This is a genomic window from Rossellomorea sp. FS2 (genome assembly GCF_047915635.1).
GTDB lineage: Bacteria > Bacillota > Bacilli > Bacillales > Bacillaceae_B > Rossellomorea > Rossellomorea marisflavi_A.
In genome coordinates, this window is the sequence record NZ_JBLRVS010000001.1 from 1,531,513 (window position 1) to 1,545,724 (window position 14,212).

Sequence of the window (14,212 nt, forward strand, 5' to 3'; positions counted from 1 at the left end):
TCCTATTCCTCCTTCCGGTTGGCAGGGAACCGTTTCTCGAGTTCCGCTTCTGCAGGTTTGTTTTTGAACATCCTGATGAGGACCACCACACATAAAATGCCGAGCAACAGGTAAAGGGCAAGGAACATGGCGAAGATCCAAGCGACTCCGTCTGCACGTGTGGCTGCCTCGGCAATCTTCATGTATCCCCTGAGGATCCAAGGCTGTCTTCCGACTTCTGCGTAGATCCAGCCGAATTCAATGGCAAGCATGGCCAGGGGACCACTTGCAACTATTCCCCATAGAAGAGGTTTATTGAATTCATTCCCCTTCTTCCATTTCCACAGGAGCACGAATAAGAAGCTGATGAAAATGCTGAACATCCCGATCGACACCATCCCGTCGAACATGTAGTGGATCCAAAGGGGTGGTCGTTCATCCTCGGGAAAATCATTCAGCCCGATCACTTCCGTATCGAATGAACTTCCCGCAAGAAAGCTCAAGAATCCCGGCAGCCGGATCTCATTGGAAATTTCATTGTTCTCATCGATTGTTCCAAAGACGATCAGGTCTGCATTTTTTTCTGTTTCAAAATGCCATTCACCGGCTGCAAGCTTCTCCGGCTGATGCTCAGCAAGGAATTTAGCTGAAAGATCCCCGGCAAGGGCTGCACCGAGTGAAAAGATCAACGCGGCTGTCATGGTCATCCGTAGCGCCTTTTTATGATAATCCCCTCCCTTTTTCAGAAGGATGGAATAGGCGGCGATGGCTGCAAGGATGAAGGCCATTGTCATATAAGAAGTCGTAAGCACATGAAAGACCTTCGTAGGGGTGGCAGGATTCAGCATGGCTGCAATCGGGTCGATTTCGATTGCTTTGCCGTCCTTGAGCTCGAACCCTTGAGGCGTATTCATGAACGCATTGACGGTCGTAATGAATAAGGCCGAAGCCGAGGAACCGATCATAATGGGCAGGTTGAGGAGCCAATGGGTCCATTTGCCTTTGAAGCGATCCCACGTATATAGGAAAATACCAAGAAATATAGCTTCAAAGAAGAAGGCGAACGTTTCCATGAAAAGCGGAAGAGCAATGATCTGCCCCGCTACTTTCATAAATGACGGCCATAGCAATGATAGCTGCAGACCGATGGCCGTCCCCGTGACGACCCCTACAGCAACCGTGATGGTGAACCCCCTTGCCCATCTTCGGGCCAGAAGGAGATAGTGGTTATCATTCTTCTTTATGCCTATAAACTCTGCGATGGCGATCATTATGGGCATCCCCACCCCGATCGTTGCAAAAATGATGTGGAAGATCAATGTACTCGATGTAAGCAATCTACTGATCATGACGCTATCCAAAACTGATACCCCCTCGTACGTTATACCCTTATTATAAAACAATCGAAGAGTATGTGAATTGGTGAACATGACTATTTTGTGACAAACTTCACAAACTGACCGTATTCGATGTTATGATTTCCTTTCCCTCTCACGGCGAAAAAAAACATCCCTGCCGGCATAAGCAGGGATGTTCTTCTATATCGCTTCAATCATCCGGAACTGTGATTCTACGAGGTCGTAATAATCCCCTCTCTGTTCCATCAGCTGATCATGGTTCCCACTTTCCTTTATTCTTCCGTTTTCAAGGACGAAGATAGTATCAGAGTCCCTGATGGTAGAAAGCCTGTGGGCGATGATGATGGCTGTACGGCCTTTCAATAATTTTTTCAAGGCCGATTGGATCTTCACCTCGGTTTCCGTATCGATGGACGCCGTTGCCTCATCCAAAATGATGATGCGGGGATTGGCAAGCAGGGCCCTCGCGAAAGAAAGAAGCTGCCTTTCCCCTACAGATAGAACGTTCCCACGTTCTTCTACTTCGGTCTCATAGCCATTTGCCAGTTTTCCGATAAAATTGTCCGCTCCGATCGCTTCCGCAGCGAGTCGAACTTCTTCATCTGTCGCATCGGGACGTCCGAACCGGATATTATCCATGATCGTTCCAGAGAAAATGAACGTATCTTGTAGGACGATGGAAATCTGGTTACGCAGGCTTGCAACCGATACATCCCTTAAGTCATTCCCATCGATTGTGACCGCTCCTGCCGTCGGATCATAGAAACGACTGATCAAATTGGCGATGGTCGTTTTTCCTGATCCCGTATGTCCCACAAGGGCTACGGTCTGACCGGCCTTCATCTCGAGATTGATGCCTTGAAGGGCCTTTCGCTTATCATCATAAGAAAACTCCACATCGTTGAACTGGATATGACCGGCGATTTCTTTTATGGAAACCGCCTCTTCTTTCTCATGGACGATCGGCTTTTCATCGAGGAATTCAAAGATCCGCTCGGATGAAGCCATCCCGATCAAAAGCTGATTGTACACCTGCCCGAGACGCGAAATCGGCTCCCAGAACATGCCTAGATAAAAGGCAAAGGAAACGAATTCTCCAAGCTGCAGGGAACCGCTCTGTATCAGATGGGCACCATACCAGATCAAAACGGCAGTACCAACAGCATTGGTCATTTCAACAAGTGGTCTGAAGATGGCATTCTTCTTGGTGGCCGTTCTCCAGCTCTCGAAGTTCTCCGTATTGATTCCATCGAAGAACGCCATGTTTTCACGTTCCTGGGTGAAGGCCTGTGTCACCCTGACCCCTTGGATGCTCTCATTCAGATGGGAGTTGAGCTTCGCTTGTTTAAGCCGCACCAGCTGCCATGATTTCCGGATATTCTTCCTCAACGTGGTGGAGATGAAGAACATGATCGGAAGGATGACCATGACGGCGAGGGTAAGCTCAGGGCTCAGGGTGAACAAGAGAACGATGATCCCTGCGAGCAGGATGATATCCATCAATAGATTGATGACCCCGTTTGTAAACAATTCTTGAAGTGAGTTGATGTCGTTCATGATCCTGACGAGGATCGAGCCGGCAGAGCGCTGGTCGAAGAATCTGTGGGACAGGCTTTGCACATGACTGAACAGATGCCTGCGCAGGTCATAGATCACGCCCTGCCCCAGCTGATTCATCCACCGTATCCTGAGGATGTTGGCACAGTAACTCAGTATATAGAGTCCGGCGATCACACCGATCAGGGTCATCAACAGATTCCCATCCTTCTGGCGGATGGCTTTATCCAGCGTATACACCCCGATCAGAATCGGAATGATCAATCGGACGGCCGTTGTGATCAGGACCGTCAGGATGGACAGCGGCAACAGCTTCTTGGAATATGGCTTCAGATACGTCAGGAGCCGTGAAAGCTGTCCCCAGTTGAATGGCTTGTCGATCACTTGGTCGGTTGAATAGTGGAATCGATTCATCACTTTTTTATCATTTTTCATCTTAGTCATACACTCATCACCTCCCGGGCTGCAGGATTTTCTTTTGATCTTTGTATTGAATATCATAGATGCGCTGATAAGGACCGTTGTTGGCAAGGAGGTCCTCATGTCTACCCCGCTCCGCCACTCTCCCATTTTCAAGAACCAGGATTTCATCAGCGTGCTTCAGTGAAGAAATCCTATGGGCTATGATGAACGTCGTCCGGTCGGACATGACGTTCTTCAGCGCTTTTTGGATACGGAATTCCGTTTCCATGTCCACCGCCGATGTGGCATCGTCAAGGACAAGGATGGACGGATCGAGGCAGATGGCCCTTGCAATGGCGATCCGTTGTTTCTGACCACCAGACAGACCGAGCCCCCTCTCCCCAAGCTTTGTCTCATAGCCATCGGGAAGGGTCATGATGAAGTCATGGGCCTGTGCAAGTTTCGCAGCCTTCTCTACGTCCTCCTGAGACGCTTCCGGGCGCCCATACGCGATATTCGATCTGATGGTGGAAGAAAACAGGAACGATTCCTGGAGGACGACGCCGATGTTCTGACGAAGGGACTTGATGGAATAGTCCCTGATGTCCAGTCCGTCAATGGTGATCCGCCCTTCCTGAGGCTCATAAAATCGTGTCAGAAGCTGAATGACGCTTGATTTACCCGAACCCGTGCCGCCGATCAATCCAATGATCCTCCCGGGTGGTGCGTTGAACGTGATCGACTCCAAAGCGGGATCTTCATCGAGATCATTATAATGGAAGGATACATCTTCGAACCTAACTTCCCCTTTCATGCGTGTTGCCTCAACGGCATTCACACCATCCTTGATTTTCTCATCGACTTCAAGGATTTCCAGCAGCCGCTCACCGGACGCTTTCGATTGAGAGAACTGATTGATGGTGAAGCCAAGGTTCATGATTGGCCAGATGATATACCAGACCAGGCTGTAGAAGGCAACCAGTTCACCTGGGGCAAGATTCCCGTTCATCACGAGGTATCCTCCATATCCTAGGAGTAGGATGACACTCACATTTCCCAGAAACTCCATGAGGGGAAAATATTTGGCCCAGATATCAGAGGTGAAGAGATATTTGTCTTTATAGTCTCCATTGGAACGATTGAATTTATCGTTCTGGAATTCTTCCCTTGAAAGGGATTTTACCGTATTGATCCCGCTGATGTTCTCCTGGACATTTGTGTTCAATTTCCCAAATGACTTCCTGATCCCCCTGAAAGCAGGGTGGACGGCCTTATCGAATTTGAAGACTGAGACGGCAAGGAATGGGAGTGTTGCCAACGTGATGAATGTCAGAGAGGGAGAATAGTAGAACATCACACAAAAACTGACGGACACCAACAGGAAAAAACGGAGGAGTTCGGAAAAACCGAATGAAAGGAAGAACCTGAACGCTTCAACATCGGCAGTCAGCCTCGACATGAGGTCCCCGGTCTTCGCATTATCATAATAGCTGAATGGAAGGAACTGCAGCTTTTGATACAGTTCATTGCGAAGGCGGTATACCGATGTTATGCCGAACAGATCTCCGAAGTACTGCTGAATGAACGTGCCGATCCCCTTCAGTGCCATGATACCGATGAAACCGAAGGCAAGGTAAGGGATCCACTGATAGTCGCCTTTCAGTATGACATCATCGATGGTGATTTGGAGGATGATCGGGTACACGACCGTGATACCCGTCACAAAGATGAGGAAAATCATCGAGATGATGAATTGCGACTTGTACGGCCAGTAAAAATCTTTTAATTTCTTAAACGTATCCATGTATTCTCTCCCTTCAGTAAAAAACAGTGCATTACTAAATATATCGACTTTCGAAATATTTATCTACCCTTTTTTCACATTTTTTTGTTTTTTTGAACTATTGTTACATCTTGATTCCATTGTAGTTCATCCGTGAGAGAAATCATTCATCCAAATGACTGAAATTCCTGTCCTCATTCGGGCAGGAATCCATATGTGAGTGTGCATGACCCTTCCCCATATTCTTTTGTAAGTTTACTTACTTCCTTTACCGGGAATACACCTATGTGCCCATTTTCAAATCCACCTTTGACATAACCCGTCCACCATTGTGTATACTATAAAAGTTCACCATTTTGACCAGAAAGGATGTTATATTTGAATTACATAGTAGGTACATCAACCAGTGTAGAGAACCTCTTGGCCTTCGATTGGGGTAACCTCTTAATCAACATCGGTATTGGAGCCTTGAAAATCATTGCAATCTGGATTGCTTTCCTTGTGATCAAAGGCGCCGCCAATAAGATCGTCACCCGCGCATTTGAACGGTACAGCCAACGGAACGATGTGTCAACCGGCCGAGCACAGACATTACAAGCGCTGACGAAGAATATCATCGGATACGTCCTTATTTTTATCTTTTTTGTCACCATCCTTCAGATCTTCGGCATTCAGGTGACCGCAATCCTCGCAGGGGCTGGAATCGTCGGTTTAGCCGTCGGATTCGGTGCCCAGGGTCTTGTAAGCGACATCGTTACCGGATTTTTCATCCTTCTTGAGAAACAGGTGGATGTCGGTGACTACGTCACCACGGGTGGCTTCGACGGGATCGTGGAAGAAGTCGGACTGAGGACAACCCATATCCGTGGATTCGATGGTACGCTTCATTACGTGCCAAACCGTGAGATATCAAGTGTCAGTAATCACTCCCGAGGAAATATGAGAGCCCTTGTAGACATCGGCATCTCGTACGATGACAATATCGACGAAGCAATCGTCGTCATGCAGGAAGTGTGTGACAGACTGGCGGCAGAAGACGAAAATATCGTGGAAGGTCCGAATGTCGTCGGAGTCCAGAACCTCGGTGACTCGGATGTTGTCATCAGGGTCCTCTGCAAAACAAAGAATATGGAGCAATGGGGAGTGGAAAGGAAGATACGCAAAGGCATTAAAGAAGCCTTCGACCGCCACGGCATCGACATCCCATTCCCTCACCAAGTTTTCATCGAGAAAAAAGAACAGTAAGCGAAAAAGCGAAGGGATTGTTCCCCTTCGCTTTTTTTCTTCATTTATTCCTGCGATTTTTTGCATCCAGAAGCCGTTTCATACGATCAGGGTCCTGATGCGCTTGCGATTTCTTCGATTTGGCCGGAGATTCCGGTTCATTTTGTGCCGCGGGTACAGGTTTCTCCCGTTCTGAATAAGTGGAATTCAGATCTGTTACAGGCCTTGCTCTCGTCGTACCAGGAACATTATTCTCAGGAACCTTCCTTCCCATTTTTTCGCCGAACGTGGCGAGGGCAACAGGCAAACCGAATCGTCTGATCCCGATCTCCGTAAAGAATAGCAGAAATGCTATGAGAATGAGGAACGTCTTTATGGATTGCTCATTATGCGGTCGATGGTTCAATGCCCTGAATGCGTCTACACCGGATTCGTACGTTTTCCCTCCGGTAGCCTTCACGATGGCTTCAACTGTCCTGACTGATCCCCCCTCATAGGAGTATTCCTCTGAATATGGAACGCCAAAGCCGGTTTCATACGCTTGATCCCCTGCCTGGTCCCCGATGCTCATGCTGTAAACCCCAGGTGATAGCTTTTCATCGAACTCCACTTCATGTACGCCCGGTGAAAGGATCCTTGAAGCGGCTTCTATTTGCTTCCCATCTTCAGCCAACACAGACACGGTCAGCGGCATCGTCCCGCTGTCTGGTGAAGTGAGGAGCAGCTTCGTCTTCTCCCCGCTCCCATCCACCTCGATTGTATAAGGGCTGGATTGGATACTCGGGAACGAGCGAGTCACCAATTGATTGATGAACTCAGGCCAGCCCTTCCATGATGCGAAATCACCTGCCCACTGCCCGTTCGTATCTGAAGTGAAAGCAAAGGTATTTCCCAGCCCATACCTCCACGTGGCAAGGATAGGGTCTTTCTTGTCGCTCGCCAATTCCACCTGCGCAGAATCTTTAGGACTGGTGGCGATGTAGGCATTCATTCGAGGCATACCACCCTCGAACAGCTTTTGCCATTTAGATGATTGGATGGCAGGGAAGAATGGCTGATCCTCAATATAAGTCCGAGTCGTGATCACCGTCTCCCTGGTGAGGATGCTTGGTATGACCGATGCATCGAACACATCGTAGAATCGGCCGTTCCCCATCTGTGAGAGATCCTCCAAGAGATACCTGTCTGCATCTGAACCGATGGCCACAGTGGAAAGGGTGACCCCCTTTGATAACCCGTCTTCGATCAGGGAATCATAATCGCCCCCTGCCGCCGACTGCCCATCTGTCAGGAGGATGATATGCTTCCTCTTCAGTGGCTTGTCTTGCAGACTCAAATACGCCTCTTCAAGGGATGGATAGATGTTCGTCCCTCCACCCGGTGAAATGGTCCGTATTTTCTCTTCTGCTTTTTTCCGGTCCTTGATCGGTTCGGTCGGGACGATCTCCCACGGCCTGTCATCGAATGCGATGACACCCAGCGTGTCTTTTTCCCTCAAGAGGGAAACAGTCCTTGCGGCAGCTTCCTTCGCAAGGGAGAGCTTCTGTCCATCCATGCTTCCTGAGCGGTCGATGACGAGGACCAGTCCCAGTGAAGGAAGTTCTTTTTTTCCCTTGACCTCCATGTCAACGGGCAAAAGCTTTTCAATCGGTGTCTTGAAGTAACCACCCAGCGCAAAGCTTTTGTCCCCTCCAAACATGATGAATCCCCGGCCGAATTCCTTCACAGCCTGCTCCATCAGGTTCATCTTCTCTTCGGGTATATCCGTTGCTGCGACATTATCAAACAGGATCGTTTGATAATCCAGATAAGAGCTCAGTTTGTCAGGCAGCTGCGAGGACTGAAGGGCTTCGACCCTGAATCCTGCAGATTTCAACTGTTCCTTCAACTTACTCTTCCTACCGTCACCTTGAACGAGGAGGACAAGGGGATCCCCTTCGGCCCTCGCAATGGAACTCAGCTGATTGTTCTCCGGCCGCGCATCCGTCTCTGAATAGATTTCTGCTCCATAGACGAGCATGCCCGTCTGGTCGACAGTATGGTGGAACTCGAATTCATTTTTGCCTTCTTGGACCTTCACCTGCTTCCTTGCAATTTTAGTACCGTTAAGGTCAAGCTGCAGGTCGACGGTTGTCCTTGTGGTGCTGTGGAGTGTGACATTCACAGTCGCCTCCTCCCCCTTATATTGGACGGCAGGGGAGTTGACGGCGGTCACGGCGATGTCTTCTTTGTCATTGGAAGAACGCTTTACCCAATCCACTTCGATCCCATCTTCCTTCAGCTTGGGAATGATGTCCTCACCTGCTCCAAGGGTCTCGATTCCATCGCTGTAGAGGACGATTCTTCCCCCATTTGATGAGCCCAATAGATTCGAGGCGTACTCCATCCCGTTCTGGATATTTGTTTCGTCCTCTCCAACCTCCCCAGAGAACTCGGGGACTTCACTGCCCGATGAAGACAGGCTTTTTTCAAGTCCTGCGTTTTTGGCGAATGAAACGATTCCGTAGGCATCGGATTCCTTTTTCTTTTTCACCTGACCTTCGATGTCCCCCAAGATCTCGTCCCTGCTGTCGCTGATCGATGCAGATCCGTCAGCCAGGAATATAACATTCTTCCCTTTTTGGGGCAGGGTCAGATAGGGGTCCGTCAAGGCAGTGATCAACAGCAGAAACGTCAGGCACCTGATGATCATGATCAGCCGCTTCTCTTTGCTCAGCACTCCCTGCTTGACGAACAGAAAGAGGACGGCAATGACAGGGAGGACCAGGATTAACCATAATGGTTCATGAACGGCGATTCCCACGTCTATACACCTCCCACTCTATGAATAAGAAAAGTACGGCCAGAGCCAGGAACCAGGAACTGATGGAAGAAGGGACGCTTCCCTTCTCCACTCCTTCCCCTTTAACTATGAACGATTCCCCTTTTCCAATCACCTTTTCCCTTTCATCAATGCTGACGGAAAAATATTTCACATCTTGACCACGTAAAGCCTGGTAGATTCCCGGTTTGGTCGGTGCAGTGAAGGTGGTACCCTCTTTCCATTCACCGATATAATCCTGGTTCATACTGTAGAGGTCCCACGTGCCATCTGTCTGGATGGTCCGTTTTTCACCCGGCAGGAAGTTGCCGATCACCTGCTGATTATCCCCCAAGTAATGGTAGACATTGTATAAGAAGATCGGAAATCCGGGAGATAGAGGAAAATCTGAATCTTTCAGCCGAAAATTCATCAGCACCATTTTTTTGCCACCGATCTCCCCCGCTTGCATGAGGGGAACCTTGTCTTGCTCGGCTATGGTCGAAAGCCCAGAGATGTCGTGATCCGTTGCTTTATCCACGAAGATTTTTTCCACATCGGCATAGCGAAGCAAAGGATGATCCTTCTTTGAAGAGACCGTCCCCCCTATCTTTTTTCCCTCTTCCTTTTCATCAGGGATGATTAAAACCGGCAATTCTGTTCGTTCCGCATCCTTCCGTGAGGCGATTAATATTCCGTTATCGTCGAGTGTGGATGCTTCTTCCACTGATTTAACATCCATTCCCAACGCCTGAAAGCCTTTGATGATAAACGGATTGATGTCTCCCAACGCATATACATCAGGAGAAGAACTCATATTCAATGCCGTCATGACATTATCTTCCTGGAAATCGTCATCAACACGGATTTCTGCCATATATGACTCTTCCACCTGAAGGCCTGAGAGGGGGATGACGGTGTCTTCTCCCTTTTGGATGGTCACAGGTTCCTCGTGGATGACTTTTGATCCCCCATGGATGATCAGTGTCCCCTCCCGGTCCTCGCCACCTTGGTTTGCAATCGTTACAACACCGTCCATTTGTTTCCCGTTCTCTTTAATTCCGAAGCTTTTCATGCTAATGTTGACGGGATTCTCAATTATGTTGTGAACCATGATCGTGGCATCCGTGTGAAGGTCTTTGAACATGCTTTTTGTAACAGAATCACTGAACAGATGGATTTCCCCTGTTCCTGCAAGGGTAAGTGCCATTTGAATGGCCTTCTGCATGTCCTCATGGTCATTGGTCATTTCCAAATCGTTCAATGCTTTCAAGGACGTCCGCTTATTTGCATCTTCGGATATCTTTGTTGTAATGTTCTTTCCCACGGCAAGGATGGTCACCGGTCCCCGCGAGCCCTTGATCACGCCCTCTGCTTCCTTCTTGGCAAGATCGAAATGGGTGATATCCCCCTTCTTCGCCTTCATGGAAGTGGATGTATCCATCAGGATGACGGTATGACCCGTCGTCCCTGAATAGTCGGACAGATAAGGGTTCATCAGAGTGATGATGAGGAAGGTAAGGATCAGGAGCTGCAGAAACAGCAGGAGATTCCGCTGAAGTTTATGGAACCAGGGAGATGATTGCCACTCGTCCATCGCCTGATTCCATAACAGGTTCGATGATACGACTTTGGTTTCATAGCGCTTCCTGAAGAAGTACATGAGGACAACAGCGATCAGAAACAGCCCCATCAAGGCATAGAATGGATATTGAATGCCCATGCCCTCACCTCACCATCCCGGACATCTTCAGATCCTTCAGCACCATTTCATTGACCGGCTGGGAAGATATGAGGGTCCTATATGTAAATCCATAGCGCTTACATTCCCGTTCGATTGCCTGGTTGTGCAACTGAAGGGATCCGAGATAGCGATCGATAACCGAATTCTGAAAGGATACATCGATCTCTTCCCCTTTTTCACTATCCTTAAGCTTCCAGTCACCCGTATAGGGTGGGGAAACCTCGTGTTCGTGGAGGAGTTGGATGAAAAACACCTTTTCCTTCCTTGAGGAAAGCCACTTCAATGCTTCGGTTATCTCATTCATCGGTTCAAGCGCATCCGTGATCAACACCGTGACGGAGCTCTTCGACCGCTGTCTCCCTTTCAGGGAGCTCATAAACGGCGTTCGACTGCCATTATCGTCTGAAGTGTCCTGTACATTTTCCATGGAGTGCAGGATCGCCTTTGCATCCCTCATACCCTTCTTCTTCATTGGGGCTGCCTCAACCCCCACCAGATGAAGGCTCAGACGGTCATCGGAGCTCAGGATCATATAAGCAAGTGATGCCGCGAGTTCCGTAGCCCTCTCCCACTTCACGGGTTCGGTTTTCATTGATTTCGTGCAATCCAGGTATAAGCTGATTGAAACCTCCCGCTCATCAAGATACCGCTTCACATACACTTTTTCGGTTCTTGCATAGACGTTCCAATCAATCTGCCTCACATCGTCACCGAGCTCATACATCTGATAATCCGAGAATTCCAGAGAACTCCCGTACCGTGTCGACTTCCTTGCCCCTTTATGCTGAGCAGTGGAAACTCTGTCAGGATTTAATCGATGCCTTTTAAGCTGCGACAGGAATTGAGGGCTTAACATTGACTTCAAGAGCCCGTTCCCCTGTTGATGAGGTCCATGAGGATTTCATCTTCTTTCACATTTGTCGCCTCCGCCTCGAAGTTCAATAGAATCCGGTGTCTGAGAACCGGGAGGGCCGTCTGTTTAATATCCCCGATGGAGACGTGATACCTTCCGTTGACCAACGCACGCGCCTTCGCCATCATGATGAGATTTTGAAGCCCCCGCGGGCCGCTTCCATATTCGATATATTGCTTGACGAGCTCTGATGCAGACTCACGGTCGGGGTGTGTCGATTCCACAATGAAAATAGCAAAGTCCAATACTTCATCACTGACCATGATTTCTTTCACAAGCCTTTGTACACCCAGCAGTTCCGCACGGTCCATGATTGGTTGCAAACTGATCTGTTCAGTTCCCGTGGTACGACGGATGATTTCTTTCAACTCCTCTTTCTTTGGATGTGGAACCAGTAATTTGCACATGAAGCGGTCCATCTGCGCTTCAGGTAGGGGATAGGTTCCTTCGAGGTCAATGGGATTCTGTGTGGCGAGAACGAAAAATGGATTTTCAAGCTTCATCGTCTCTCCTACTACCGTCACCGTCTGCTCAGCCATGGCTTCAAGAAGGGCACTCTGTGTCTTTGGTGTTGAACGGTTGATTTCATCCGCAAGCACCAGGTGATGAAAGAGCGGACCTTTATGGAAGGTGAATGGTTCATCCCTGTCATGGCTCATCACCATGGTCCCCGTAATGTCTGTCGGCATCAAATCAGGTGTGAATTGAACCCGTGAAAAACTCAGCTCCATGACGTCCGATAAGGAGCGAACGAGCATGGTCTTCCCAAGGCCCGGCAACCCTTCGAGGAGTGCATGCCCCCCTGCCAGGATCGTCAATAAAAGCGTGTCGATAATATCCTTCTGGCCTACGATATAACGGCCGATTTCTTCCTTTACCTGTTCAATTTTTGCAATGGCTTGTTTGTAAGCCATTTCTTTATCTGCTACGTCCACCCTGTTCACTCTCCCGGATCAATTTCACTAAAATAAGATTCCACGACCGATTCCAAGTCTTTAGGGATCGTCTGCCGGTCTTCACCTTTTCGGTAGGTAGAATAGTAGTCTTGGTACACTTCTTCGTAAGACCGTACAGAGCCCCTTTCGACGGGTCCATCAGAAGAGAACCGTTCCCCCTGCCTTCCCTTGTTAAGCTTGCCTGAATCGACCTCTGTGTTGGTCTTGCCTTCCATTCGTTCAGGTATGGTCAGAAGCTCCCTTGATCCCTGACTGAATCCTGCACCACTGCCAGAGCCAGAACCACTGCCTCTACCGTTTCCATTGCCAGTACCCTTGCCACTGCCATTTGCTCCTCCACCCCCATTACCGCTACCGTTTCCATTGCCCGTTCCACTGCCCTTACCGGTAGCAGTCGAGCCACTTCCCGATGGCTGATTTTTTTGTTCCTGCTCCGACCCCGGATCAGGTTGGCTGCCATCCGTCGGTGGTGGAGGATCATCTGAAGTGGCCAGCTCCATGCTATCAAGGTCCTTGGCTTCAAGGGCTGCTGCGAGGTCACCAGCTTCCTTGGATAAAGCCTCATTCCATTTTGCGTATGAATGAGAAGCCTTCTCCGCCCCCTCTGCTGCCTTCAAGGCGTCTGACAAAGTCTTTTCAGGATCATTTCCGAGTTGCTTTTTGAGCCGTTCAAGCTGCTCATCACTCAACGCTTTCATTTCTTTTTCAAGTGCTTTCTGATCGAATTTTTTTAATGCATCCGCTACTCCGTCCGCTTTCATTTGTTCGGCGATCTTTTTGATTCGTTCGAGCTCACGCAAAGAAAGCTCTGCTTTTTGTTTTTTGAGATTGTTTTCTTTTACTTTTTTCATAATGGCTTTTTGCCGCTCCATCGGATCCTTCTCTTGTTTGATCTCCTGGATCTCTTTCGCCAATTCTTTTTTCTTTACAGAGTTCTTTTTAGCTTCCTTTTCAAGACGCTTATCCGATTCCATCGTGACTTCACTCTTTTTTTTCAGTTCGGCTGCTGTTTCAAAGGATGCTTGTCCCTGAGTCAGGACCAGGGCAGATCCCCCATAGAGAAGAAGGGCAGCAATGGCCAATCGGGTATGAAACCTCCAGTATCTGCGACCGTGGACCCTCTCTTCATGTCTGTTCATGGCACGCAGGGCATCCCGGAGGACAAGCGGGAGCAACGGATGGCTGCCATCCAGCGCCCCCCTTACCGTGCTGATGGTGTTTTCCCCTGCTGCCTCATCATAGATCCTTACGCTTTGTTCGATTGTCGCCCTCTTCCTGTAGAGATGAATCGCCATGCCAATGATTAGCAACACCCACATGCCCGCCAGGTAACGCTGCCAGAAGGGGAAAGGCCGGATCCATACAGCCGCTGTCATGAGCAGGGCCAGGATACCGGAGCCGAATACGATTCTTTGCAATTGTTCGATGAGCTGTGCATATCGCAGCTTCTTCCTCAGTCGGTACAGGTATCGAAGGAATTGACCTTTTCCTTCCAT

At 49.0% G+C, this 14,212-nt stretch carries 9 protein-coding genes; 1 reads left to right on the top strand and 8 read right to left on the bottom strand.

What is annotated here, in order from left to right; translation table 11 throughout:
- Positions 1-2 precede the first annotated feature (2 nt).
- The 3 genes from ACNA6I_RS08015 to ACNA6I_RS08025 all read right to left on the bottom strand — a co-directional run bounded on the left by ACNA6I_RS08015 (position 3) and on the right by ACNA6I_RS08025 (position 5,100).
- Positions 3-1,328 (bottom strand): cytochrome ubiquinol oxidase subunit I, encoded by a 1,326-nt coding sequence (locus ACNA6I_RS08015; RefSeq protein ID WP_048004532.1) that lies wholly within the window; start codon positions 1,326-1,328, stop codon positions 3-5.
- A 189-nt stretch (positions 1,329-1,517) separates the two neighbouring features.
- Entirely contained in the window at positions 1,518-3,329 is a 1,812-nt protein-coding gene (locus ACNA6I_RS08020; RefSeq protein WP_187427086.1) for an ABC transporter ATP-binding protein, read from the bottom strand.
- Positions 3,330-3,345: 16 nt separating this feature from the next.
- Positions 3,346-5,100: an ABC transporter ATP-binding protein gene (locus ACNA6I_RS08025; protein WP_048013026.1), complete on the bottom strand. Its 1,755-nt coding sequence runs from the start codon at positions 5,098-5,100 to the stop codon at positions 3,346-3,348.
- 348 nt (positions 5,101-5,448) lie between these two features.
- Here ACNA6I_RS08025 and ACNA6I_RS08030 point away from each other — a divergent pair, with 348 nt between their 5' ends.
- Positions 5,449-6,324 (top strand): mechanosensitive ion channel family protein, encoded by an 876-nt coding sequence (locus ACNA6I_RS08030; RefSeq protein ID WP_048013025.1) that lies wholly within the window; start codon positions 5,449-5,451, stop codon positions 6,322-6,324.
- A gap of 40 nt (positions 6,325-6,364) precedes the next feature.
- Here the strand turns inward: ACNA6I_RS08030 and ACNA6I_RS08035 are convergent, their stop codons facing one another.
- Genes ACNA6I_RS08035 through ACNA6I_RS08055 form a run of 5 tightly spaced genes read right to left on the bottom strand, consistent with a single transcriptional unit; the run spans position 6,365 to position 14,212 of the window.
- Positions 6,365-9,106 (bottom strand): VWA domain-containing protein, encoded by a 2,742-nt coding sequence (locus ACNA6I_RS08035; protein WP_416313140.1) that lies wholly within the window; start codon positions 9,104-9,106, stop codon positions 6,365-6,367.
- The gene (locus ACNA6I_RS08040) at positions 9,087-10,826 is read right to left on the bottom strand and encodes a vWA domain-containing protein (protein WP_416313141.1); all 1,740 of its coding nucleotides are present in this window, start codon (positions 10,824-10,826) and stop codon (positions 9,087-9,089) included. Before ACNA6I_RS08040 ends, ACNA6I_RS08035 begins: the two co-directional genes overlap by 20 nt.
- Positions 10,827-10,830: 4 nt before the next feature.
- Entirely contained in the window at positions 10,831-11,703 is an 873-nt protein-coding gene (locus tag ACNA6I_RS08045) for a DUF58 domain-containing protein (RefSeq protein ID WP_416313228.1), read from the bottom strand.
- Positions 11,704-11,708: 5 nt separating this feature from the next.
- A complete protein-coding gene (locus ACNA6I_RS08050; protein WP_416313142.1) occupies positions 11,709-12,674 on the bottom strand; it encodes an AAA family ATPase in 966 nt (321 codons plus the stop codon).
- A gap of 26 nt (positions 12,675-12,700) precedes the next feature.
- The gene (locus ACNA6I_RS08055; protein ID WP_416313143.1) at positions 12,701-14,212 is read right to left on the bottom strand and encodes a hypothetical protein; all 1,512 of its coding nucleotides are present in this window, start codon (positions 14,210-14,212) and stop codon (positions 12,701-12,703) included.